Source organism: Gammaproteobacteria bacterium (genome assembly GCA_016199745.1).
Taxonomy (GTDB): Bacteria; Pseudomonadota; Gammaproteobacteria; order Acidiferrobacterales; family Sulfurifustaceae; genus JACQFZ01.
In genome coordinates this window covers 39,449-64,794 of the sequence record JACQFZ010000071.1, presented here as the reverse complement: position 1 = coordinate 64,794, position 25,346 = coordinate 39,449, and the positions used below count along the sequence as shown (strand labels likewise).

The following is a 25,346-nucleotide window of genomic DNA, read 5'->3' as shown; positions in this document are numbered from 1 at the left end:
GGAAATTTTTCGTTAAGGGTGCGCTCGCGTGGGTATCAAGGTAATGATTATCGATGACAGCAATACAATTCGCCGAACAGCGGAGGCGTTGCTGAAGAAGGCCGGGTTCGAGGTATTTACCGCGGCCGATGGATTTGAGGCCATGTCGATGATTACCGACAACCAGCCCGACATCATTTTTGTCGACATTATGATGCCGCGGTTGGACGGTTATCAGACATGCCAATTGATCAAGAACAATAAGCGGTTCAAGGACACGCCGGTCATCATGCTTTCCAGCAAGGATGGCTTGTTCGATCGGGCGCGTGGACGCATTGCCGGCTCGCAAGAGCACGTCAATAAGCCGTTCACTCAGGAAGAATTAATCGACGTTATCAATAAGTATGTGCATTAGAAGTATGTGCACCTGCAGGTGCACAGGCGCGAGGCGCGCCGAAGCGAACCGCGGATGAGCGCGGCGCTCTGTTAACGCAGCAATAAGTGGAGCTGGAAAATGGCCATTAAAAACGTACTCGTTGTCGACGATTCTGCGACCGACACGCATCTATTAACTGAACTACTCAAAAAGAACGGCTATGCCGTGTCGACGGCATCCAGCGGGGAAGAAGGTATCGTCAAGGCGAAGAAAGAAAAGCCCGACCTGATTCTAATGGACATCGTTATGCCCGGCATGAGCGGTTTCGAAGCCACGCGCTCGATCACGCGCGACCCGGACACCTCGAACATCCCGATCATCATCTGTTCCACCAAGGGACAGGAAACCGATAAAGCTTGGGGCCTACGTCAGGGCGCCAAGGACTATCTGGTCAAACCGATCAACGAAAAAGTGTTGATCGAGAAATTAAAGGCCCTTTAATGGCTCGTACCCGCCAAGACCCCATTGCGCTACTGCGCAAGATCCAACAGGAGAGCATCCAAAACGCTCCGGGATTGCCGCAAGAAGTGCAGGCGGCGACCTTATGGTCTGGCGTTGCGTTTCGTATTGCCGATTTGCGGTTAGTTACGCAGCTCGACGAGGTGTTGGAAGTGCTGCCGTTCCCAGAATTTACCTGGGTGCCGAGCACCAAGCCGTGGATTAAGGGGGTGGCGAACATCCGCGGGAATCTCATCACGATCGTCGACTTGCCGGAATACTTCGGCAAGCCGCCGGTGCATTTAGATGATGAGGCCCGCTTGTTGGTGATGAACATACCCGAGCTTCACGCCGGTCTGTTGGTCCATGAGGTATTGGGGTTGCGTCACTTCGACCAGGACGTCGAGCGGCAAAAACTCCCTGACATGGAAGATCCGGTGATGGCGCATTTGAACGGGGCGTTCATTAGGGACGACCAACTATGGAGCGTGTTCGACATGAGGTCGCTAGCGGAGAGCGTCACATTCAAGCATGTGGCGGCGTAGGAGAGATAACGAGTAGAGGTAGATGACAATGGCAAAAGTAACCAAAGAAAATTTAATCGACCAACCGTCCGAGGACATCATTGACCTCGCCGATGCGCGCATTGCCGATCCGGCAAGCACCGAATTCGAAGCGGCGGCAGAGAGCGGTCCGTCGCTGCTGGGTCGAATCAAAAGCATATTCACCGGCTTCCCATTCATCTTGGGTGGTTTCTCGTTCTCGATCTTCGCCCTGGTTTGGTTGTTGATCTCCAACGGTCGCCAAGCCGAGCTCGAAGCCAAATACATCGAGCAATCGTCGCAGCTGCTGATGTTGTCGCAACGCCTCGCCAAGGACGCGCGCGAAGCGGTGCTCGGTCAGCCGATCGCGTTCAAGACGCTGAAAGAGTCGCGCGACTTGTTCGATCAAATCATTAACACCTTGAGTACCGGCGACCCGGCCAGAAACATCACGTCGAGCCCGCAGGCTATCCAAGACGCCGAGCTCAAAGAAGTTATCACCATGTGGACGCCGAGCCCGACCGAAGGCCTGCGCGTCGAAGTCGACCAAATTCTGTCGCAAGAAAAAGCGTTGTTCGCGATGCACGATCACGTGGTCGCGATTAACCAAATGGCGCCGCTGCTGCTATCGATCTCCGACGAAATCGTCGAGCTCGGCGCCGAATCCGGCATGAAGCAGGACAACCTGTACCTCGCCGGCCGCCAAGGCATGTTGTCGCAACGTATCGCCAAGGACGTTAACTTGTACGCGCAAGGCGGTGTCGAATCCGGTGTCGCCGCGGCCCAGTTCGGTCGCGACGCCAAACTCTTTAAAGAAACCGAGACCAAGTTGCGCACGTCGATTCCGAAGGCGTTGGAGCCGAAGTTAGACGAAGCGTCGACCGTGTTCGGTGAAATTAATACCCACATCGAAGGCATTTTGGGCAGCGCCGCCGAGTTGTTCGTGTCGCAACGCGCGAGCCAACAGGTGTTCCAATTATCCGATCCGATGCTGGCGCGTTCGCGCTCGTTGGTCGATGCCTATACCGCTTTGGCGCAAGCCCGTATCGGTCTGCAGATTGCGACGATCGTCGCCGCCGTCTTCTCCTTGGCGTTCATGATCATGTTGGCGTTCAAGTTGGTTGTCGACGCCCGCGAACGTGCCAAACAATCGATGGAGCAGAACCGCCAGACGCAGGACGCCATTCTCAAGCTGCTCGACGAAATGGGCGACTTGGCCGACGGTGACTTGACGATTCAGCCGGAGGTGACCGAACAAATCACCGGTGCGATCGCCGACTCTATCAATTACGCCGTGCGCGAAATGCGCAACCTAGTAACGCGTATCAAAAACGCGTCGCAACAGGTGGCGGTGTCATCCGAGCACGCGCGGCAAACGGCGACCGAGCTGACCGAAGCGGCGCTGCGGCAAGCGGCGCAGATCACCGAGCAGACGGTGAAGATGAAAGAAATGGCGACCTCGATGAACGAGGTGGCGATGTCGGCGGAAACCGCGGCCGAAGTGGCGCGCGGCTCGGTCGACACGGCGAAGCGCGGAACCGAGGCGGTGCAGAACACGATCCGCGGTATGGACTCGATGCGCGAGCAGATTCAAGAGACCGCGAAACGTATTAAGCGTCTTGGTGAGTCGTCGCAACAGATCGGTGAAATCGTCGAGCTGATCAACGACATCGCCGAACAAACCAACATCTTGTCGCTGAACGCGGCGATTCAAGCGGCCATGGCCGGTGAAGCGGGCCGCGGCTTCGCGGTGGTCGCGGACGAAGTTCAACGACTCGCGGAACGCTCGGCGGAAGCGACCAAGCAGATCGCCGACCTCGTTAAGACGATTCAAGCGGACACCAACGAAGCGGTGGCGTCGATGGAGCAAGCCACCAACGGCGTGGTCGAAACAACGCGCCTCGCCGATGCCGCCGGTCAATCGCTCGGCGAAATCGAATCGGTGTCGGAACAGCTCTCGAGCCTGATTGTGTCGATCTCGCGCGACGCGCATCAACAGTCGGCAGCAGCGACCGGCGTGTCGACCAGTATGGCGAAGATTCAAGAGACGACGAGTCTCACGTCGACCGGTACGCGGCAGACGGCCGAGTCCATCGGTAAGTTGTCCGACCTCGCGCGCGAATTGCAGGCGTCGGTCGCCGGCTTCAAGCTGCCGGCTTAAGCCATTCGCTCCCCTCTCCCGCCGGGAGAGGGGTTGGGGGTGAGGGAAATTGGGCACGGGAAGATCATTCGCATCCCTCACCCCATCCCTCTCCCGGAGGGAGAGGGGGAGTTGGTGCGCTGATGCGGATCCTTAACTAATTGCCATGAGCACGTTCAGAAAGGTCGACCCCAGCACACTCGGCTGGGTCAAAAACGAAATCGACGAGACCCTCAAGCAGGCGCGTGTCGCCTTGGAGGAATTCGTCGAGAACCCGGTCGATCGCGCTCGCCTGCGCTTTTGTATTACGCATTTGCATCAAGTCGTCGGTACGTTGTTGATGGTCGAACTCGACGGCGCCGCCATGATGGCGCGCGAGGTCGAAGCGCTGGCCGAGTCGGTGTTCGACGAGAAGGTCGAGCCGTCGCACGAAGTTCTCGAAGCGCTGACCCGCGGCATTCTCATCCTGCCCGATTACTTGGCGCGGTTGCAGGTCGGTTATCCCGACGTTCCGCTCAAGCACTTACCCTTACTTAATGAGTTGCGCGCCGCCCGCAAAGCGGAGCCGGTGTCCGAGCTCGAATTTTTTCAACCCGATCTTTCCGTGCGACCGCCAACACCGGCGGCGCCACGCGAGCGTCTAACCGACGCCGACTATGCGGCGTTGGCGCGGCAACTGCGCCCGAGCTTCCAAGGAGCGTTGCTCAGCTGGTTGCGCGACACCAACGACAAGCCGCCGTTGCAGACTATCGCCGGCGCGCTCGATGAGCTGCAGCTTCAGGCCGGCATGGGCGTGCTCGAGCAATTATTCTGGGTTGCCGGCGGTTTGCTGGCGGGCATGATCGATGGCGATCTCGAACCCACCGCCGAACGTAAGAAGCTGTTGGCGCGCGTCGATCAACAGATTAAAAAGATTGTCGACGGCGCCGAGAAGTCGATGTTACGTAGCTCGTCCGAGGCGTTGGTGCGTTCGGTGTTGTTCGACTTGGCGCAGGTAGGCTCCGACAGTCCTAAGGTTCGTCAACTCAAGCAGGCGTTTGGCCTGGATGCGCTGCTTGGTCGCATCGACGACGAACCGAACGCGGGCGATGATCAATCCTCGCCCGAGGTTATGGAATCGGTGTCGCGCGTGCTCGCCAAAGAGATCGAGCAGGCACAAGACTTGTTGGCGAGCGCGTTCGACTCGGGACAGACCGACGCAGCGTCGCTCGCGCCGTTACGCGAGTTGCTGCGCAAGATGGCCGGCACGCTCGAAATGATGGGCATGCCGCTGTTGCGGCGGCTGGTCGAAGAATTCTTGGCGACGTGCGAGGCGTTGGGCGAAGGTCAGATCGAGAATCCGCCGGCGGCGTCAATGCCGATGGCGGAAACGTTGGTGCTGATCGAAGCCGGTGCGCGCGATGTCCATGGTTCGGTTGCCGACTGGAAGCACCAGATCGATCAAGCGATCGTGGCGCTACGGTCGTTGTACATCCCGAGCGAAGGTCCACCGGTCGAGGACATCGATGTCAGCGAGGCCGAGCTGACCGAGAGCGACTACAAGCAGTTACTGGGTGTGGTCGCGACTGAAGTCGGCGTGAACCTCACCAAGATCGAAGAAGCGCTCGAAGGTTTTGCGACGCACAACACGCAGTTGGAGCGTTTGGACGACGTGCCAAAGCAGTTGGGCCAGATTCAAGGCGCGTTGGAAGTATTGCTCGGCGTCGAACGCGTGGTCGAGCTGACGTCGGCGACGCGACAACACGTCGAAGATATCCGCCGCAAGACGCTGACGGCGGATTCGGCGATTCTCGACGGCCTCGCCGTTTGTATCGGCACCATCGGCGCCTACGTCGATGGTCTGCGTGCCGGCCGCAAGAATCTCGATCCGCTTATCGAATCCGCGCTGCGCGAAATGCGTGTGGCGGTGCAGAGCAAGATGGGTGGCCACAGTGCTGCCGGCAACGATCCGTTAACGACGTTGCGTATGTCCCTCGATGCTTGGCTGGCCGAGCCGAGTGCCGCCGATGCATTTGCTGCGGTACAAAATGCACTGACCGACGTGTCGACGCAATTGACCCACGATCCGGAGCGTACCCGGCAGATTGTTGCGGAGATGGATCGGTTGCTTGAGTTGGTTGCCGAAGATCCGTCGGCGTTGTCGGCTGAAGTGCGGCTTACGCTGCGTGCCTCGTGCGATGCTCTCGGTCAGCGTGCGTCGGTACCGTCGTCAGTTCCGGCTGCCGCACCAGCGTCGCCACCGCCCGCAAAGCCGACGCCCGCTGCACCGGCCGACGATTTCGACGAAGAAATTCTGCAGATTTTTATCGAAGACGCGCGCGACGTGCTCGGCAATATCGGTCGCGAGTATCCCGGCTGGCGCGCTAAGCCGGACAATCATACTGCCCTCGCCGACGTGCGTCGTGGCTATCACACGTTAAAAGGCAGCGGCCGCATGGTCGGCGCGACGGTCATCGCCGAGTTCGCCTGGTCGGTCGAGAACATGCTGAACCACGTGCGCGACGGCAAGATCCAAACGTCGCCAATGATGTTCGAAATCATCGATCAATCGCTGGCAGTGCTGCCGTTGATGGTGGCGCAGCTCGAAGGCGGACCGGCGCCCGATGTCGACATCGCCGCGCTGGAACGGCGTGCGCACGACCTAGTAGAGAATCGCGGTGCTTCGACCAAGCCGGCGACGCCGACAAGTAAGCCGTTGCCCAAGCTCGATGGGCCGCTGCTGGAAATTTTCACCAACGAAGCGCGCGGCCACGTTCGCAGCATTCAAACCGAAATCGCCGGATTCCGCGGCGCCGGTGGCACCGGCCTGCCGACCGGCAGCCTGATGCGTTCGATTCATACCTTACAAGGTAACGCACGCTCGCTTGGCATTCCGATGATGGCCGACGCTTGCGCCGAGCTGGAAAAACTGTTGCACGCGCTGCAAGCGCGGCACTTACCGCTGGTCGATGCGCATCTTGGTTACTTCGAGAGTTTTACCGGTTCGGTCAATGACCTAGTCGATGCGGTCGCGAGCGGAATGGGGGCGTCGGATGATTTGACCGGGCGCTTCGACCAAATTGCGCGCTCGGCGAAAGCCGAGCACGAATCGATCGAATTGCCGGAAGCGCCGGAGATCAACGCCGCCGAGATCGACGACATCGTCGTTGCCGATAATGCCGACGATGGCATCGAGTTGATCGGCGCCTCTGAGCCGACAGTCGATGACGAATCGGCGTACGAAGTGGTCGAGGTCGCACCAGCGCCACCGCCGATCGCTGCCACACCGATTGCACCGCCGCCGCCGGCAGCGCCGATAAGCGCCGTTCCCGAATCGGTGATCGACCAGGAATTATTGGAAATCTTCCGCGAAGAGGCGGCAGACATCCTCAATACGGTCGAGCAAATGGTCGGCGCGTGGCGGGCACAGCCGGACAATATGAGCCCGTTGCCGGAGCTTAAGCGCGCGTTGCATACCCTGAAAGGCGGCGCGCGCATGGCCGGGGCGCTCGATATGGGTAACCTGAGCCATATCACCGAATCATTGCTCATGCAGGTAGAAAGCCGCACCCTTACCCCAGGGCCGGTACTGTTCGACCTGCTAGAGGAGTCGCACGATCTATTAGTGTCGATGTTGGGCCATATCGGTAGTGGCGAGCCGCAACCTGGCTTGGACGCGCTGACCGAGCGGTTAAACGCCGTTGCTGCCGGTCGCCCTATGGTCGCCGAGCGTGCCGCGGAACCGCCGGTGTTCGCACCCGCACCGCCAATGGCCGAAGAACCGGCACCGACCGCCGCCACCGAGCCCGAGTCGGAATCCACATCGGAACCTGAGTCGGAGATCGATCTCGAACCGGTCGCGGAATTCGAGCCGGAAATGTTGATCGATGTGCCGGAGCCGGTGATCGAGCGTAGCTCGCCGCCGCCGGTCATTCCGGCCGCTCCTGTTGCCCCGCCGGTTGTCGCGCGCCCGCCGGAACCAACGCCGCGACCGGTAGCGCCGATTACGCCCGTTCCGACGTCGACGCCCAAAGTCGCCGCACCCGTACGAATTGCCGCCGAGGCACAAGACATCACGCCGCCGCCGGCCGAAGGCGAAGGCATCGCCGATCGGCGCGGTGCCGATCGCCAAGGGCAGGGGCAAGGCCAAATTCGTGTTCGCACCGACCTGCTCAACAACCTCGTTAATTACGCCGGTGAAGTGTCGATCTCACGCGCGCGCATGGAGCAGCAGATCTATGGCTTCCGCGACAACTTAGCCGAGCTGCGGCGCAACGTCACGCGTTTCCGCGAGCAGCTGCGCGAGCTCGAAATCCAATCCGAGTCGCAAATTCTTTATCGCGTCGAGAGTGGCGAGACGTCGGGGGTCGATTTCGATCCGCTCGAGTTCGACCGGTTCTCGAAGTTGCAACAACTGACGCGCAGCTTGACCGAAAGCTTGCACGACTTGACGACGATCCAATTGAACATGGGCGCTTTCGTCGGCGAGGCCGAGACCGTCTTGCAACAACAAGCGCGCCTCAACACCGATTTGCAAGAAGGCTTGATGCGCACGCGCATGGTCGAGTTCTCGACCCAAGCGGCGCGACTGCGTCACATCGTGCGGCAAACGGCGCGTGATCTCGGCAAACGCTGCGAACTCGATATCGCCGGCGCCGACGTGCAGATCGATCGTACAGTGTTGGAGCGCATGATCGGCCCGTTCGAGCACATGATCCGCAACAGCTTGGATCACGGCATCGAATCCGAGGCCGATCGTGTCAGTCTCGGCAAGCCGCCGGCCGGCCGCATTACGATCCACACTGCGCAAGAAGGCAGCGAAATCGTCATCCGCTTCGGCGACGACGGTGCCGGCATGAACCTCGACCGCATTCGCGCTAAGGCGATCGAGCGCGGTCTCGTTACCGTCGACGCGAATCTTACGGAAGAAGACATCTTGCAGTTCGTGCTGCTGTCCGGCTTCTCGACCGCCGCTACCATTACGCAAGTGTCCGGCCGTGGCGTCGGTATGGACGTCGTCCATAGCGAAGTGAAACAGCTTGGTGGCAGCATGGTGGTCAAGACCGAGCCGGGCAAAGGTACGACCTTCCACATTCGCCTGCCGCTGACGTTGTCGATCGCGCAGGCGCTAATGGTTTATGTCGGTGAGCATCAGTACGCGATCCCGATCGCGTCGGTCGCCAACATCATCGAGTGCCCGGTCGAGCAACTCACCAAGATGTCGGTGGGTAAGCATCCGCTGCTGAATCATAACGATCAGCTGTACTCGTACATGAACTTAGGTGCGCGCCTCGGCATAACTTCCACGCCGAGCGGTCGCAGCAGTCGTAAAGTGCCGGTATTGTTGGCCCGCGCCGGTACGCGCGACGTTGCACTGCACGTCGACGGTCTCGGCGGCACGCGCGAAATCGTCATCAAAGCCCTCGGGCCGCAGCTGGTAGAGATCAAAGGCGTATCCGGCGCCACCATCATGGGCGACGGCCGCGTGGTGCTGATCTTGGACATCGCCGGCTTATGGCATTCGGAAGACATGCTGCTGCGCGTCGAGCACAGCCGGCTGCAGGCAGTCGAGCCGGCGGCGCCGGTTCGCGAACGTCCGATCGTCATGGTGGTCGACGACTCGCTTACTGTGCGCAAAGTCACCGGCAAGCATCTGCAAAAGCGCGGTTTCGACGTCATGGTGGCGAAGGACGGTGTCGACGCGGTCGAGCAATTGCGCAACGCCGAGCCCGATCTCATGCTGGTCGACATCGAAATGCCGCGCATGGACGGTTACGAGCTCACCGGCCGCGTGCGCTCGGAAGCACGCTTGAAACATATCCCGATCATCATGATCACTTCGCGTGCCGGCGCTAAACATCGGCAGAAGGCCTTCGAGCTCGGCGTCGACATGTACATGAGCAAGCCGTACCAAGAAGAAGAGTTGTTCAAGAACATCGACGCGCTGCTGGCGAAAGGCCGGATAAAGTGACGTCGACCTGGCGCACGAGATAACCGACGGTGGCCGACGCCAATCAATTTCTGCGCATTGCTTTTCAAGGCGTCAACTTTTTGCTGCCGGGTAGTGCGAGCTTGGCCATCGAGCAGCGCGACGCGCTTGTTACCGATGATAGCGATAGCTTGGTCACCGCTTGGCGGCCGGCACGGCAGGGGCGTTGGCCGGCGTTTGCCTTGGATTCGACACTGAAGCCGCTGCGCACGCAGCAATGGCAGCGCGCGGTCTTCATCGAAGCCAAGCCGCAAGCCGTCGGTTTAGTCGCCGACGAAATTCAGTTGCTCAATCGTAATGACATCCACGTAGCGCCGTTTACGCCGCTCGGCCCGAAGTCGTCGCGCTTCGGTCATTTCTTTAACGCGGCATGGGTGGACGGTAGTGTCGTGACCTTGATATTCGATCCGCTGGTATTGGCAGCCTATTTGCGCAGTCTGGGGGAGGCTGTATGAGCGCACTGATATTACGAGCTGTGCCTCTGAAGCGATTTCGTCTTCGCACTACGCTCTCTCTCCCCTTACCCTCTCCCGCAAGGGGAGAGGGGGAGTTGGTTCGCTTCGCGCTTCTAAGGGTGGGCCAATGAGCCGGCGTACGACACAAGAGCGCATTCATAGCTTGGAGATTCCGCTGAAGGGCATTTCGTTATTGTTGCCGAGCGCAGCGGTGGCCGAGGTCACTAATCCAGCGGCACTATCGCCGGTACCTGGTGGCCCGCCGTGGTTGCTCGGTGTATTCGGTTGGCGCCTGCAGACGGTCCCGATCGTGTCGCTCGAGGTATTGATGGGGCAAACGGTGGCGTCGCACGTCGAGGGCGCCAAGATCGTCGTGTTCTATCCGCTACGCGGCGCTAAAGACATGGAATTCTTCGGACTGCTGTCCGCTGGCGAACCGCGTCCACAATCGATTACCGCTGAATCGATCGAATCGTTGGACAACGATGCGTTGCTCGATTCGCCCTTTATCGCCAGCGGCCTCAAGCTGAAAGAGCGCACGCTACTGATCCCCGATTTCGACGCATTGCGGAAGGCGTTTTATCCGTAGCTGTCGTTGTTGTTCTTCCTGTTGGACCCTTTGTTGGTGAATCCGTTATCCCGTTATCCCGAGAAAGCTTTTGACGGCAACGAGTCCGTTTTTGCCGTCGACGGTATTCACTCCTTTCAGCCATCGGCTCAGCACATCGTGATGTTGCTTAAGCCATTCTTTAGCCGCCGCCATCGGATCGTATCCGTCGACGATGAGTGCCATGACTTGGTTTTCCATGGGCACCGTGAATCGCAGATTTTTCATAAAGCTCCCGACATTCGGGCAGCGATCGAGAAAATCGGCCGATACCACGGTGTAGATCGATGCGCCGCCGTAGTTGGCGCCGAAGATTTTGTCGCCGCCCGATAAATAGGTGATCTTGAATAGCTCGTTCATCGGGTGCGGCGCCCAGCCGAGAAACACAATCAACTTCTTTTGCTGAATGGCACGATCTACTGTCGGCAGCAGAAAGTTTTCGCTCGATTCGACAAGCTCGAAGCCCTTCAGTCCAAAATCGTTGTGGTTGATCATTTTCCGAAGGAGCGCGTTGCCGTCGTTACCGGGCTCGAGCCCATATATCTTGTTGTCGAGCTGATCGCGGAACTTATGGATATCGGCAAAATCTTTGAGCCCGACACCGACCGCGTAGGTCGGTACCGCCAGCGTAAACTTGGCGCCGGTCAGATTAGGTATGTCCAACAGCTTCACCGAACCCTCTTGCAAATAAGGCTCAATGATCGGCGTCATGGTGGGATTCCAGTAGCCGAGGAAGATGTCGAAGGTTTTATGCTTGAGGTGCTCGAAAACCTTCGGCACCAAGACGAGGGTTTTGCTGGGCGTATAACCGAGCCCTTTGAGCACGATCGATGCAAGCGAGGTAGTTGCCGTGATATCGGCCCAACGAACGTCGGCGAAGTTCACTTTGCGACATTGAGGAGATTCCGTCATAGCGCGCACCGGCTACCAATGCTCGAACCTATTGCCGACAACCGCTGATGCGTGAACAAAATCATCGTTATCTCCTCCTATGAGTTGTGCAGCTGATCGATAGCTGTCTGTCCGTGTGTCGATATCCACTTCGTTCGGCCTGATTGCTCGATTAATAGTACAGCGCCGCCGGCAATGAGGTTGATACTTTGCGGCGGTCGGTGGTGAGCGCTGTTGAGCCGTCGTGGCGAATCACAGCGGTTTTGTTGTCTGTTCAATCCCATCATGCGCAATTCTCGCTAGCTGATCGATTTGCTCTGGCGTAATGACGTACGGTGGCATGAAGTAAACAACGTCGCCCAGCGGCCGTAGTAGTGCGCCGTGTTCCAATGCATAACGATGAACCGCACGCCCGCGTCGTTGGTGCCACGGGAACGGTTCGCCGGTCTTTTTATTCTGCACCATCTCGATGGCGACGATCATGCCGGTTTGTCGCACCTCGGCAATATGCGGATGGTCTTGCAACGGCGCTGTCGCTTGCGTCATGTGCGCCGCCAACATGCAGTTACGCGTTACGATATCGTCGTCGCGAAAGATCGAGAGCGTTGCCAACGCCGCGGCGCAAGCGAGCGGGTTACCGGTGTACGAGTGCGAGTGTAGGAACGCGCGCCGCGCGGTGTATTCGGCATAGAACGCCTGATAAATCTTGTCGGTGGTCAGGCATACCGATAGCGGCAGATAACCGCCGGTGAGGCCTTTGCCGAGGCACAAAAAATCGGGAGTGATCGCCGCCTGCTCGCACGCGAACAGGGTGCCGGTGCGGCCGAAGCCGACCGCAATTTCGTCGGCGATCATGTGCACACCGTAACGATCGCAGGCAGCGCGCAGCAGTTGCAGATATATCGGGTGGTACATGCGCATCGAACCGGCGCATTGCACCAGCGGTTCGATGATCACGGCGCAAACTTCGTGCGCGTGCTGTGCCAACGTTGCTTCCATCTCGGCGAACGTCCGCTGCGAATACGACTCCCACGATTCACCGGCTTCGCGGTAATAGCAATCGGGCGAACGTACGGTGATCGGTTTGAGCAGCAGCGGTTCGTAAGTTTCTTTGTAGAGCTGCACGTCGCCCATGGCCAGCGCGCCGAGAGTTTCACCGTGATAACTGTTGCTCAAGTTGATGTAACGCGTGCGTTGCGACTCGCCGCGATTGCGCCAGTAGTGGAAGCTCATCTTGAGCGCAATCTCGATCGCGCCGGAACCGTCGGAGGCATAGAAGCAGCGCGCCAAGCCCGACGGTGCCAGCTCGATTAATTGCTCGGAGAGTTGTACCACCGGTTCGTGCGTAAAGCCGGCGAGGATGACGTGTTCGAGCTGTTCGAGCTGGGCGGTAATGGCGTTGTTGATGCGTGGGTTTGCATGGCCGAACAAATTTACCCACCACGAGCTGACAGCATCGAGATAACGCCGACCGTCGTAATCTTCGAGCCACACCCCGTAACCACGCCGAATCGCGATCGGCGCCGTTTCTTCGTGGTCGCGCATTTGCGTACAGGGGTGCCAGAGGACGCGCAGGTCGCGCTCGATCAGTTGCTGGTGGTTCATTGCCTGTTCCCGGAGTTTCCGGGTGACATGTTAGTACCCCCAGTAACTTTTAAGAATGTTTCCTTGATTTAAAAAGAGCTCGGCGGTAGCGGGTTCGAAGCGGTCGACGCCGAGGATTTGCAACATCTTGCGGCCACCCATGTTTTTGTGGGCTTCGAGAAAGCCATCGCGGATGGCGTTTTGCATAGCGCTCGATAGCCGCGGTGATGCTGACAGCGCCAGCTGTGGCAACGGTTCGGTGCTCAACACAACCGTTAGGCCGCCTTGCTCCATACGTTCGCTGACGAAGGTCGCCGGTAACAGCGCGGCATCGGCTTTTTGGCTGAGCAGCGATTCGATGGCGGCAACGGCGTCGGCGGTTTCGATGACGACAGGTTGTCGTAGCGGATTGGGAAATATCGCCTGCAATCGCGCCGGGCCCATGTGCGGGAAGCCGAGCGTAACGATGCGTTTGTTGGCGAGCGTGGTCGGGTCGGCGATGCGTTGGTCGGCGCGCACGAGCAGGCTGTAGCTCAACGTGTCCGGCACTTTGGCGAGCACGGTAAAACCGAATTTGCGCGCACGATAATCGGTGAAGTGCGGTGCATCGAGCGCCAAGTCGTAGGCGTTGCGGCGCAGCGTCTCCCAGTAAACGACGAATTCGGTCGGCGCCTGCACGACCCAGTCGTGTCCGGTTAGTGCTTTTAAATGTTGGGTCAGTGGGCGATAACCTTGCTCGGCGGGGTGATGCATGAGCGGTTGCAGCAACAGTACCAGCGGCTCATCGGCGAACGTCGTTACCGGCAGCAATACCGCGGCGAGCAAAAATGCCCACCGTCGGCGTCTATTTTTAAAGGCCATGACCAAAGAATAGACGGTCCCGCGGTAGGAGGGCGGACGCCGAGTGACCCGGCGTAGCGACGAGTCGCATAATAGGTCGTTCTGAAACAGCGATGGGAGAAGCAGTTATGGCGTTGATGGAGACACCGATTTGCGATTTTGGCCTGCCGGCGATCGATTTCAAGCTGCCCGGTGTCGATGGTCGTACGTGGACGCTCAACGACGCGCGCGGCGCCAATGGTTTGCTAGTGATGTTCATCTGCAATCACTGCCCGTACGTGAAGGCGGTGCGCGCGCGGTTGATTCGCGAGACGCACGATCTCAAAGCGCTCGGTATCGGCGTGATCGCGATCAGCTCGAACGATCCAGCGGACTATCCGGAAGATTCGTTCGACAAAATGAAAAAAGTCGCGCACGAATACAGCTATCCGTTTCCGTATGTGTTCGACGAAACGCAGGAAGTCGCCAAGGCTTACGGCGCCGTTTGTACGCCGGACTTCTTCGGTTACAACAAAGAGCTAAAGCTGCAGTACCGCGGTCGGCTCGACGCGTCGCGTAAAGAACCGGTGGCGAATGCGCGGCGTGACTTATATGAAGCGCTGCAGCAGATCGCCCAGACCGGACGTGGTCCGACGGAGCAAGTGGCGAGCATGGGGTGCTCGATTAAGTGGAAGGGCGGGTAGCCGCGCGCTAGTGTCGCGAGCCATTAATTCATTTGACCCGCAACACTAGTGGCGGCGGGAAATTTTATGACACAGTGCGGAAACTCGGCGTCGCTGTCGCCAGCGGCGAGCCGCGTCAGTCGCCGACGCGAGCGGTAATTGCGGTAATGATGCCCTGCAGTATCGCCGTCGGCGTTGGCGGGCAACCGGGAACGACAACGTCGACCGGAATCACGTTGGCGATGCGCCCGCGGCTGGCGTAGCACTCGCCGAAGACGCCGCCATCGGCACCGCAATCGCCGATGGCGATGACCAACTTAGGGTCGGCGGTCGCTTCATAAGTGCGCTTCAGCGCAACTTCCATATGGACTGATACCGGTCCTGTTACCAGCAACATATCCGCATGTCTCGGGCTGGCGACGAATTTAATGCCAAGTCCTTCGATGTTATAGCGCGGATTGTTGAGCGCATGGATCTCGAGCTCACAGCCGTTGCACGAGCCGGCATCGACGTGGCGGATACAGAGGGCCCGACCCATGATCCGCAGGATGTCCTGTTGCAGCGCCTCGCGTTGACGCAGCGCTTGCGCCGGTGGCGGCGCCGGTTCGCTGACCACTCCGGTTCGGACAATTCGAAATAGTGTGCGCAGCATGGCAGCCTAGAGGTCGTGACCGCTGTACGACAGGTTGAAGGATTTGTTGATCAACGGGAAATCCGGAACGATGTTGTCGATCACCGCGTGTTCGAGTACCGGCCAGTTGTGCCACGATGGATCGTGCGCGTGACAGCGGCGGATAATATTGCCGGCATTGTCGAGTGCGATCAAAACCGGTCCGCGCCAGCCTTCGACGCAGCCGGTGCCGAAGCCGGTTTCCGGTGTGGCACCGAGCTCGCTGTGGATCGGGCCGCCGGGAAGCTGTTCCAGGAGTTGCTGGCACAACCGCAGCGACTCGACGACCTCGTCGAAGCGGACAATGACGCGCGCGGCAACATCGCCGCTTCGGTGCGACACCATGTGTACGCCGAGCGTGTTATACGGCGCCGATGGATGATCGCAGCGCAGGTCCCATAGTTGACTGCTGGCGCGACCGGCGAGGCCGGTGAGACCGAGTCGCGCCGCCAGTGCCGGCTCGACGCGGCCGGCACCGATGAAACGATCCTGTAGGCCGGTATGATCGTCATAAATTCGGCGCAACGAGGCGACATCACGCGCTAGCGCTTCGCCCTCACGGAGCAGCGCCGTCCGCACATCGTCGGCGAGATCGAGAGCGACGCCGCCGGGGATGACATAGTCCATCGGGTAACGGTAGCCGAAAGCGGCGACGTTCGACTGCAATACGTTTTCCTTCAGCAAAGAGAACTGCGTCAGACCGACAGCGAAGCCGGCGTCGTTGCCGAGCGCGCCGAGATCGCCGAGATGATTGGCGATGCGCTCGCGTTCGAGGCAGAACGCGCGCAACCACAGTGCGCGTGCTGACAGGGTCGTGTGGCAGAGGCTTTCCAGTGCCATGCAGTAGGCCCAGGAAAACGCCACTGCCGAATCGCCGGACACGCGCGCCGCCAGTCGCTGGCCGTCGCCGAGCGTCATTGACTCGAAGCGCTTTTCGATGCCTTTGTGCACGTAGCCCAAGCGCTGCTCGAGGCGCAGCACTTTCTCGCCGACAATCGAAAAACGAAAATGCCCGGATTCGATGATGCCCGCATGCACCGGCCCGACCGGAATCTCGTGCACGCCGTCGCCTTCGACCGGCACGAACGGATAGGCGGGCGTACCGATGTCGTAACGGTGCGCTGCTGGAAAATCGCGGCGTAGCGGAAACGTGTTCGTCGGCCAAGCTTCGTGCCGCAACCATGGACGCGCATCGTCGCCGGCAGCGCGTACACCGATCATGTCATAAGCGGCACGCTGCATGCGCGCGGTGTTCGGAAACGTCGGGGTGAGCGTCGGATATTCCGGCGCCGACTCGGTTAGCGGCAATTCCAGCACCGCCAATCCTTGTTGATCCTGCAGCGTTGCTCGCACGAGAAAGCCGCCGGCGAGATCGCGTACATCGCTGGCCCACAGGGTTAACAACCGGCCGCCGGCGTCGCGCACCGCGGCGGTGAATGCGCGCCATTGTGCTGCGTCGACGCGTGCCCGCCGCACCGGCACGGCGGTCGTCAGCGATTCCCAGGCGATACGGTCTATTGTCTTATTCAGAATTTGCTCCTGTATTCTTCCTCCCCTCAGGGGAAGGAACCTAATATTCCATCGCGCGACTCACTATTGGATCAACTCGGCCGCCTGTCGATACCAATCGGCCAAGTAAGGCGGAATATACAAGCCGAGCAGCAGTACGATCGCCAGATGCACGAACACCGGAATCAGCGCCGGCGCGTGCGGCAACCGGGCGACGTTGGTTTCGCCGAACACCATCGGTTGCACACGACTGAAGATGGCGGCAAAGGCGACGCCGAGCGCGAGCAGCAACAGCGGCGTCGCCCACGGTTGCTCGCGCATCGCCGTCGTCAGAATCAGAAATTCACTGGCGAATACGCCGAACGGCGGCATGCCGAGGATCGCCAGTGTGCCTAACATCAAGCCCCAGCCGACCGTCGGGCTCACCGTCACCAAGCCGCGGATGTCGTCCATGATTTGGGTGCCGGCTTTTTGTGCGGCATGACCGACGGCGAAGAAGATCGCCGACTTGGTGAGCGAGTGCACCGTCATGTGCAGCAGGCCAGCGAAGTTTGCCACCGGCCCGCCGAGACCGAAGGCGAAGGTGATGATGCCCATATGCTCGATCGACGAGTAGGCAAACAGTCGCTTGATATCGCGTTGGCGCCAGAGGAAGAACGCCGCCAGCACCACCGATAATAAGCCGAAGGCCATCAGCATCTGGCTCGGCAACGTCGACTGCAACGCGCCTTCGACCAGCACTTTGCAGCGGATCACCGCGTACAACGCGACGTTGAGCAGCAGCCCGGACAGCACCGCCGAGATCGGTGTCGGACCTTCGGCGTGCGCATCGGGCAGCCAGTTGTGTACCGGTGCGAGTCCGACCTTGGTCCCGTAACCAACCAGCAGAAATACGAACGCGAGCCCGAGGATCTGCGGCTCGAGTTGACCTTTGACGTCGTTCAGGTGGGTCCACAGCAGCGCGCTCATGCCTTCGATGCCGGGCAGCTGCTCGGCGGCGAAGTACAGCAGGATCGTGCCGAACAGCGCTTGCGCGATACCGACGCCGCACAGGATGAAATATTTCCACGCCGCTTCTAAACTTTGCGGCGTGCGGTACAGCGATACCAGCAGCACCGTCGACAGTGTCGCCGCTTCCATCGCCACCCACAGGATGCCGAGGTTGTTGGTGAGCAGCGCCAGCAGCATGGTGAACATGAACAGTTGGAACATGCCGTGATACAGGCGCAGCCGTTTGTGGGTGACGCGCCCGTGAAGGGCTTCAATGCGCATGTACGGTCGTGAGAACAACGCCGTCGTTAAGCCAACAAGGGCGGTGAGTGACACCAGAAAAACGTTGAACGAGTCGACGAACAGCTGATCGTTCCACACCAACATCGGCCCGTCGCGAATGACGCGCACGGTCAGTACCGCCGCCGCGACCAACGTCGCCGTACTCGCCAGTACGTTGACCTCAGGAGCGTGTTCGCGCCCGCCGATCAAGAGCAGCAGCAACGCCCCGGTCAACGGTACACCGAGCAGAACCAGTAATTCCATGTCAGCGTTCCTTCAGCGATTCGAGGTGCTGCAGGTCGAGACTGTCGAACTGCTCGCGAATGTGGAACAGAAAGATGCCGAGCACCAGCACGCCGACCAGCACGTCGAGCGCGACACCGAGTTCGACCACCATCGGCATGCCGTAGGTGGCGCTGGTGGCGGCGAAGAACAGGCCGTTTTCCATCGCCAGGAAGCCGATCACCTGGGCGATCGCCTTGCGCCGGGTGATCATCATCAGGAACGCCAGCAGCACCACCGCCAACGCGATACCGAGCGTGCTGCGCGTAACCGTTACTGCCAACGCCGAGATTGGCTGCGCCAGGCCGAAGGCGAACACCACCAGCATGAGGCCGAGCAACATCGTCGTCGGTATCTTCACCAGCGTCTCGATGTCCCACTGCACGTGCAGCCGCCGGATCAGGCGATAGAGGATCCACGGCAGCACGATAACTTTGAGCATGAGCGTCAGCGCCGCGGAATAATAAAGATGATGCTGGTCGGCGCGGATGGCGACGACGACCGTAGAGATAAACAGCACCAGGCCCTGCAACGCCAGCAATTGCACCAGCAGCGCGATCCGCCGCTGTGCTAGCATGGCGAATGACAGCAACAGCAGCAGCGCCGCCAGCAGGTTGATGAGTTGGGACGACAGTGGTAGCGGGTTCATGTGTCAGCTCCCCAGTAACAACCGAATGAGCATTCCCAGCACCGCCAGCAGAAAGGCGGTCGCCAGAAATTCCGGCGCGCGGAAGATACGCAGCTTGGCACTCACGGTCTCGATCAGCGCCAGACCGCTGCCGGCGACCAGCAGCTTGGCTGCCAATAATACCGTCGCCGGCAACAACGCCGTCACCGGCGCGTCGCCACCGGCGATACCCCACGGTACGAACAGCGCGAAGCCGATGCAGGCGTAGTTGAATAACTTCAGCGCTGACGCCCACTCGATCAGTGCCAGGTGGCGCGCGGAGTATTCGAGCACCATCGCCTCGTGAATCATGGTGAGCTCGAGGTGGGTCGCCGGATTGTCGATCGGAATGCGCGCGTTCTCGGCGAGCAGCACCATCAGGAAGGCTACCGCCGCGAACGCGAGGCTCGGATAGATGGCGAGTTCGTGTTGCACCAGCGCCGCCACCGTCGCCGGCAGCGCCGTGCTGCCGACCAGCAACGAGGTGGTGAAGAACACCATCAGCAACGCCGGCTCCGCCAGGAAGCCGATCAGCATTTCGCGGCGCGCCCCTAACGAGCCGAATGCGGTGCCGATATCCATCGCCGCCAGGGCAATGGCGACGCGGGCGGTGGCGAACAACCCGACCAGGGCGATGGCATCGGCCACTCGGCCAAACGGCAGGTCGACGCTGATCGTCGGGATAATGGCGGCGACCAGCACCATCGTGCCGAACAGGACATAGGGCACGCCGCGAAAGATCGGTGACGCGTGTGTCGCCAGCACCGCGTCTTTGTGCAGCAGCTTGCGGATCAGGCGGTATGTCTGTAGCAGCGGCGGCGCGTTGCGATTCTGCAACCACGCGCGGCATTGATTGACCCAGCCCAAGTACAGCGGCGCGACCGCAATCGCGATCAGCACCTCGACCACCTGCGTGAGCACATCGATCGCGTTCATAGGACGATCATCAATAACACCAGCAGCGTCACGAAGCTGTACAGCAGGTAGGTGGCGATACGGCCGTGCTGTAGTTTGCCGACCAGCTCGGCGGTGCGCTGCACGGCGGTGGCGAGCGGCAGATAGAGCGCGTGCCACAGGCGGTCGGCGACCTGCACGCGATAGTGTGGGCGTGCGTCGAACGGCGACGGCAGCTCGCGCGTCATGCGGAAGAACGATTCGAAGATTTGCCGGATCGGCTGGCCGAATCCTTCGGCGGTGTCCTGCATGCGCGCCGTCAGCGCCGGATAGCCGCAATCCCACGGCGGCGCCCGGCGCACGCGCCCGTGATACAACCGGCGCACGACAACGAATGCGATCGCCACCACGAGCAGGATACTGACGAAGAAAATCAGCGGGCTGTAGCTCGCGCGCGCGGCCGATATCGGCGCCAGCAACCACAGGCTCGGCGTGTGGTTCGCGAGCGGCGTGTCTAAAAGAAATTCGCTGACATGGCTCAGCAGCGCGAACACCGGCACCGGCAGGACGCCAAGTAGCACGCAGCCGGCAGCGAGCCACAACAGCCCGAGCCGTTCGAGCCGGCCGGCGTCGTGCGCCTGCTCCAGTTTCGGTTCGCGCGGTTGGCCGAGGAAGATGACGCCATAGAATTTGACCATGACGTAGCCGGCGAGCGCCGCCGTCAGTACCAGCAGCGCCGCGCCGAGCGGCAGCAGCATGTTCACAAATGGCTGTGGAACCGTCGGCGTAAACAGAAACGCCTGCAGTAGCAACCACTCCGACACAAAGCCGTTGAGCGGCGGCAGGCCAGCGATCGCCGCTGTGCCGATGAGCGCAAGCCCGGCGACCCATGGCATGCGCCGCGCCAGACCGCCGAGCTTGCCGAGGTTGCGTTCGCCGGTCGCATGCAACACCGAACCGGTGGCCAGGAACAGCAGGCTCTTGAAGTAAGCGTGGTTCAAACAGTGCAACAGGCCGGCGGCGAGCGCGATCGCCGCCAACTCCGGCATCTGATAGGCATCGAACGCGATTGCCAAACCGACGGCGGCGAAGATGATGCCGATGTTCTCGATCGACGAGTGCGCCAGCAGCCGTTTCATGTCGGTCTGCACGGCGGCGAAGACAACGCCGTACAACGCCGTAAACAGGCCGAGCCCGACCAGTAGCAGGCCCCACCACCAGGTCTGTACGTGCAAGAGATCGAAGGTGACGCGCAATAAACCGTAAACCGCGGTCTTCAGCATCACGCCGCTCATGAGCGCTGACACCGGCGACGGCGCCGCTGGGTGCGCTTCCGGTAACCACACGTGCAGCGGCACGAGCCCGGCCTTGGCGCCGAAGCCGAAGGTGGCGAGTAGGAACGCTATCGTCGCCCATGTCGACGACAAATTAGCGGTGCGCATGGCGTCGAACGTGAATTGCCAGCTGCCGCCTTGGAGCACGCCGAAGCACAACAGAATGGCGATAGCGCCGACGTGGGCGATGAGTAAATAAAGGAATCCGGCGCGGCGGATCTCCGGCACGCGATGCTGCGACGTCACCAGAAAATACGATGACAACGCCATCGTTTCCCACGCTACCATGAACGCATAGGCGTCGTCAGCCAACAGCACCAACGTCATGCTCGCCAGGAACATATGATATTGCAGGCACAACAGGCCCGGTGTCGAACCGGTGCCGGCGCGAAAATAGCCGGCGGCGAAGATCGAGATGCCGGCGGCGACAGTGCCGAGTAATAGTAGGAAGAAGCAGGTGAGCGCGTCGGCGCGTAGGTGAAACGGTAGATCCGGCAGGCCGATAGGGAGAACCAAGGTTTCCGGCGTACTAGCGATCGCACCGAACGCCACCGCCGCCAGCACCAGCCCGCCGACCGCACCGAGCGGAAACAGCATGCGCCCGATATAGAGAATGCTGCGCGAGCGTGCCAACCCGAGCACGCCGAGTGCGAACCAAAAGAGGGCGACGGCCAAAAACCAGACGATCGGCGAGCCCAATGCGGCCATCAATAGACGCTGCCCCGGCAGTAAGCTTCTGCAATAGCGGTCATGGAATTGACTCCCATTCTAGTGGCTTCGCGCCCTCGAGCGCATCTTTAGTCGTGAGCGTCGGTCGACCTGTCGTCCGACTGTCATTTGCCTGTGGCGAACCTTGCCCCCTAAAGCCCCGTGAGCGAGAATTCGCGGCCTGGGTTCGACGGCGCCTGCGGCGACGTCGGTCCGTCAATAATCCTTGGCATACCTGGCAACTCACACCTCATGACCGTGAAATCTGAAGCCGTGACCGGCGAGGCGCAAGCCCCGATCAGTCGCCGTACCATCGCCAACGCTGTTCGTGCGCTCTCGATGGATGCCGTGCAAAAGGCCAACTCGGGTCATCCGGGAGCGCCGATGGGCATGGCCGACATCGCCGAAGTGTTGTGGAACGAATTCCTGAAGCACAACCCGGCGAATCCGCAGTGGGCCGATCGCGACCGCTTCGTGTTGTCGAACGGTCATGGGTCGATGCTCCTATATAGTCTGTTGCACCTCACCGGTTACGATCTGTCGATCGACGATCTCAAGAATTTCCGCCAGCTGCATTCGCGGACCCCGGGTCATCCGGAATACGGTTTTGCGCCCGGCGTCGAGACCACCACCGGCCCGCTCGGCCAAGGTCTCGCTAACGCGGTCGGTATGGCGATCGCCGAGAAGACGCTGGCAGCGCATTTCAATCGCGACGGTCATACCGTCGTCGATCATCATACGTATGTTTTCTTGGGTGACGGCTGCTTGATGGAAGGCATCTCGCACGAAGCCGGTTCGCTCGCCGGACACTTGAAGCTCGGTAAGCTCATCGCTTTCTACGACGACAACGGTATTTCCATCGACGGCCATGTCGTCGGCTGGTTCACCGATAACACACCGAAGCGGTTCGAGGCCTACGGTTGGCATGTCATTCCGAATGTCGATGGTCATAACGCCGATGCGGTGAAGAAGGCAGTCGTCGATGCCCGTGCCGAGACCAGCCGGCCAACATTGATCTGCTGCAAGACCGTCATCGGTTTCGGTTCGCCGAATAAGCAGGGCAAAGAGTCGGCGCACGGTGCGCCGCTCGGTCCGGACGAAATCGCCTTAGCGCGCAAGCAACTCGGCTGGTCGCACGAGCCATTCGCCGTGCCGCCGGAAATTTATCGCGCGTGGGACGCGCGTGCCGACGGCGCTGCCGCTGAGCGCGCCTGGAACGAGAAATTTGCCGCTTATAAAAAGACCCATCCGGAATTGGCCGCCGAGTTCGAACGGCGCATGCAGGGTACGTTGCCGGCCGATTGGACCAAGCGCGCACAGGAATATCTGACAGCGACCGTCAGCAAGGGCGAGACCATCGCCACGCGTAAGGCATCGCTGCAGTCGCTCAATGCGTACGCACCGGCGCTGCCCGAGCTGATCGGCGGCTCTGCCGACTTGGCCGAATCGAATTTGACAATCTGGAAGGGCGCTAAGGGCATCACCTCGGAAAACGCCGACGGTAATTATCTCTACTACGGTGTGCGCGAATTCGGCATGTCGGCCATTATGAACGGCTTGGCGTTGCACGGCGGCTTCATCCCGTTTGGCGGTACGTTCTTGGTGTTCTCCGACTATGCACGCAATGCAGTGCGCGTCGCCGCGATCATGAAGGCGCACAGCATTTTCGTTTACACCCACGATTCCATCGGCCTCGGCGAAGACGGTCCGACGCATCAGCCGGTCGAGCACCTCGCCAGCTTGCGTTACATCCCGAACCTAACGGTTTGGCGTCCGTGCGATACGGTCGAGACCGCCGCTGCTTGGCAGGCGGCGATCGAGCATAAAGGCCCGACGGCGCTGGCCCTGACGCGGCAGAACACGCCGCACCAAGCGCGCAGCGAAGCGGCGCTCGCCAACGTCGCCCGCGGCGGTTATGTATTGACCGATGCCGCGAACGGCAAACCGGAAGTCGTCATCATCGCCACCGGCTCGGAAGTCGGCGTGGCGATGGAAGCGCACAAGTTGCTAACGGCGAAAGGTCGACAAGTGCGCCTGGTTTCCATGCCGTGTACCTCGCTGTTCGACGCGCAAGACGCGGCCTATCGCGAATCGGTATTGCCGGCGGCACTGACCCAGCGCGTTGCGGTCGAAGCCGGCATCAGCGATTTCTGGTGGAAATACGTCGGTTTGGCCGGCCGGGTCGTTGGTGTCGATCGTTTCGGCGAATCGGCGCCGGGCGGCGCGGTCATGAAGGAATTCGGTTTCACTGGCGAGCATGTCGCCAAGATCGTCGAACAAATTTTGTAACGTTTAACAGCTTAACTTTCCGGAGAACGAAGATGACCATCAAGGTCGGCATTAATGGTTTCGGCCGCATCGGCCGTATGGTGTTCCGCGCGGCGGTGCAGAATTTCCCCGATGTCGAGATCGTCGGCATCAACGACTTGCTGGAACCGGATTACCTGGCCTACATGCTGTCGCACGACTCGGTACACGGCCGCTTCAAGGGTAATGTCTCGGTCGACGGCAACACGCTGGTGGTCAACGGCAAGAAGATCCGCCTGACCGCCGTGAAAAATCCGGCCGAGCTCAAGTGGGGCGAGGTCGGCGCCGATGTTGTCGTCGAATCGACCGGCCTGTTCCTGACCAAAGAAACCTGCGAACCGCATCTTGCCGCCGGTGCCAAGAAAGTCATCATGTCGGCGCCGTCGAAGGACGACACCGCAATGTTCGTCTACGGCGTGAACGACAAGACCTACGCCGGCCAGAAGATCATCTCCAATGCGTCCTGCACCACCAACTGCCTGGCGCCGATTGCCAAGGTATTGAACGATAACTTCGGCATCAAGCGCGGCTTAATGACCACCGTGCACGCGGCGACTGCCACCCAGAAAACCGTCGATGGTCCGTCCAATAAAGATTGGCGCGGCGGCCGCGGTATTCTCGAGAACATCATCCCGTCATCGACCGGCGCCGCTAAGGCCGTTGGCGTCGTTATTCCGGAACTGAACAAGAAGCTCACCGGCATGGCGTTCCGCGTACCGACCTCAGACGTGTCGGTGGTCGACCTGACCGTCGAGCTGAAGAAAGACGCGACCTACGCCGAGATTTGTGCGGCGATGAAGGCGGCGTCCGAGGGCCCGATGAAGGGCGTGCTTGGTTACACCGAAGACAAAGTCGTGTCGACCGATTTCCGCGACGATTCACGGACGTCGATCTTCGACGCCGAGGCCGGCATTGCGCTTGACGGCACCTTCGTCAAAGTCGTGTCGTGGTACGACAACGAGTGGGCCTACTCCTGCAAAGTGTTGGAAATGGCGCGCGTTATCGCCAAGTAATAAAGGGACCCACCAGCGATGAGCTTAATAACAAAGAAGGGAGGGATACGCATTGGCTGGTGGGCTGTCGGAGTGTCGGGCTTGATTGTGGTCAGTTCCGACGCCGCAATCGCAACAAGGCGAGTGCGCGCAGATGAAACAGACTATC

The 25,346-nt window shown here is 60.2% G+C and carries 19 protein-coding genes; 10 read left to right on the top strand and 9 right to left on the bottom strand.

The window, feature by feature from the left end; translation table 11 throughout:
- The first annotated feature begins 43 nt into the window (after window positions 1-43).
- The 7 genes from HY308_19165 to HY308_19135 all read left to right on the top strand — a co-directional run bounded on the left by HY308_19165 (window position 44) and on the right by HY308_19135 (window position 10,547).
- Complete coding sequence (locus HY308_19165) at window positions 44-394, top strand: response regulator (protein MBI3900382.1); 351 nt, start codon at window positions 44-46, stop codon at window positions 392-394.
- 99 nt (window positions 395-493) lie between these two features.
- Window positions 494-856 carry a response regulator gene (locus tag HY308_19160; GenBank protein ID MBI3900381.1) on the top strand — a complete coding sequence of 121 codons (363 nt, stop codon included), beginning with the start codon at window positions 494-496 and terminating at the stop codon, window positions 854-856.
- The gene (locus HY308_19155; protein MBI3900380.1) at window positions 856-1,398 is read left to right on the top strand and encodes a purine-binding chemotaxis protein CheW; all 543 of its coding nucleotides are present in this window, start codon (window positions 856-858) and stop codon (window positions 1,396-1,398) included. The genes HY308_19160 and HY308_19155 overlap by 1 nt, the downstream gene beginning before the upstream one ends.
- Window positions 1,399-1,426: 28 nt before the next feature.
- On the top strand, window positions 1,427-3,556 hold the full coding sequence (locus tag HY308_19150) for a type IV pili methyl-accepting chemotaxis transducer N-terminal domain-containing protein (GenBank protein ID MBI3900379.1): 2,130 nt from the start codon (window positions 1,427-1,429) through the stop codon (window positions 3,554-3,556).
- Window positions 3,557-3,701: 145 nt separating this feature from the next.
- Complete coding sequence (locus HY308_19145; protein MBI3900378.1) at window positions 3,702-9,485, top strand: Hpt domain-containing protein; 5,784 nt, start codon at window positions 3,702-3,704, stop codon at window positions 9,483-9,485.
- A gap of 29 nt (window positions 9,486-9,514) precedes the next feature.
- Entirely contained in the window at window positions 9,515-9,958 is a 444-nt protein-coding gene (locus HY308_19140) for a hypothetical protein (protein ID MBI3900377.1), read from the top strand.
- 127 nt (window positions 9,959-10,085) lie between these two features.
- Window positions 10,086-10,547, top strand: coding sequence for a chemotaxis protein CheW (locus HY308_19135; protein ID MBI3900376.1), 462 nt, complete (start codon window positions 10,086-10,088; stop codon window positions 10,545-10,547).
- A gap of 45 nt (window positions 10,548-10,592) precedes the next feature.
- On the opposite strand, the gene choX is transcribed toward HY308_19135, so the two are convergent.
- The 3 genes from choX to HY308_19120 form a co-directional block, all read right to left on the bottom strand.
- Window positions 10,593-11,477 carry a choline ABC transporter substrate-binding protein gene (gene choX, locus HY308_19130; protein ID MBI3900375.1) on the bottom strand — a complete coding sequence of 295 codons (885 nt, stop codon included), beginning with the start codon at window positions 11,475-11,477 and terminating at the stop codon, window positions 10,593-10,595.
- A gap of 231 nt (window positions 11,478-11,708) precedes the next feature.
- Window positions 11,709-13,061 (bottom strand): adenosylmethionine--8-amino-7-oxononanoate transaminase, encoded by a 1,353-nt coding sequence (locus tag HY308_19125; GenBank protein ID MBI3900374.1) that lies wholly within the window; start codon window positions 13,059-13,061, stop codon window positions 11,709-11,711.
- A 30-nt stretch (window positions 13,062-13,091) separates the two neighbouring features.
- Window positions 13,092-13,901, bottom strand: a complete 810-nt coding sequence (locus tag HY308_19120; protein ID MBI3900373.1) for a PhnD/SsuA/transferrin family substrate-binding protein — start codon at window positions 13,899-13,901, stop codon at window positions 13,092-13,094.
- Window positions 13,902-14,008: 107 nt separating this feature from the next.
- Here HY308_19120 and HY308_19115 point away from each other — a divergent pair, with 107 nt between their 5' ends.
- Window positions 14,009-14,563 carry a thioredoxin family protein gene (locus HY308_19115; GenBank protein ID MBI3900372.1) on the top strand — a complete coding sequence of 185 codons (555 nt, stop codon included), beginning with the start codon at window positions 14,009-14,011 and terminating at the stop codon, window positions 14,561-14,563.
- A gap of 115 nt (window positions 14,564-14,678) precedes the next feature.
- Here the strand turns inward: HY308_19115 and HY308_19110 are convergent, their stop codons facing one another.
- From HY308_19110 to hyfB, 6 genes are all read right to left on the bottom strand, one after another.
- The gene (locus tag HY308_19110; GenBank protein MBI3900371.1) at window positions 14,679-15,194 is read right to left on the bottom strand and encodes a formate hydrogenlyase; all 516 of its coding nucleotides are present in this window, start codon (window positions 15,192-15,194) and stop codon (window positions 14,679-14,681) included.
- 6 nt (window positions 15,195-15,200) lie between these two features.
- On the bottom strand, window positions 15,201-16,742 hold the full coding sequence (locus tag HY308_19105; protein MBI3900370.1) for an NADH-quinone oxidoreductase subunit C: 1,542 nt from the start codon (window positions 16,740-16,742) through the stop codon (window positions 15,201-15,203).
- A gap of 63 nt (window positions 16,743-16,805) precedes the next feature.
- The gene (locus HY308_19100) at window positions 16,806-18,257 is read right to left on the bottom strand and encodes a hydrogenase 4 subunit F (protein MBI3900369.1); all 1,452 of its coding nucleotides are present in this window, start codon (window positions 18,255-18,257) and stop codon (window positions 16,806-16,808) included.
- Window position 18,258: 1 nt separating this feature from the next.
- Complete coding sequence (locus HY308_19095) at window positions 18,259-18,924, bottom strand: formate hydrogenlyase (GenBank protein ID MBI3900368.1); 666 nt, start codon at window positions 18,922-18,924, stop codon at window positions 18,259-18,261.
- 3 nt (window positions 18,925-18,927) lie between these two features.
- Entirely contained in the window at window positions 18,928-19,878 is a 951-nt protein-coding gene (locus HY308_19090) for an NADH-quinone oxidoreductase subunit H (protein ID MBI3900367.1), read from the bottom strand.
- Window positions 19,875-21,878, bottom strand: a complete 2,004-nt coding sequence (gene hyfB, locus HY308_19085) for a hydrogenase 4 subunit B (GenBank protein ID MBI3900366.1) — start codon at window positions 21,876-21,878, stop codon at window positions 19,875-19,877. Before hyfB ends, HY308_19090 begins: the two co-directional genes overlap by 4 nt.
- A 252-nt stretch (window positions 21,879-22,130) precedes the next feature.
- Between hyfB and tkt the strand changes: the two genes are divergently transcribed.
- Window positions 22,131-24,167 carry a transketolase gene (tkt, locus tag HY308_19080; GenBank protein MBI3900365.1) on the top strand — a complete coding sequence of 679 codons (2,037 nt, stop codon included), beginning with the start codon at window positions 22,131-22,133 and terminating at the stop codon, window positions 24,165-24,167.
- A 32-nt stretch (window positions 24,168-24,199) separates the two neighbouring features.
- The gene (gene gap / locus HY308_19075) at window positions 24,200-25,198 is read left to right on the top strand and encodes a type I glyceraldehyde-3-phosphate dehydrogenase (GenBank protein ID MBI3900364.1); all 999 of its coding nucleotides are present in this window, start codon (window positions 24,200-24,202) and stop codon (window positions 25,196-25,198) included.
- The last annotated feature ends 148 nt before the right edge of the window (window positions 25,199-25,346 follow it).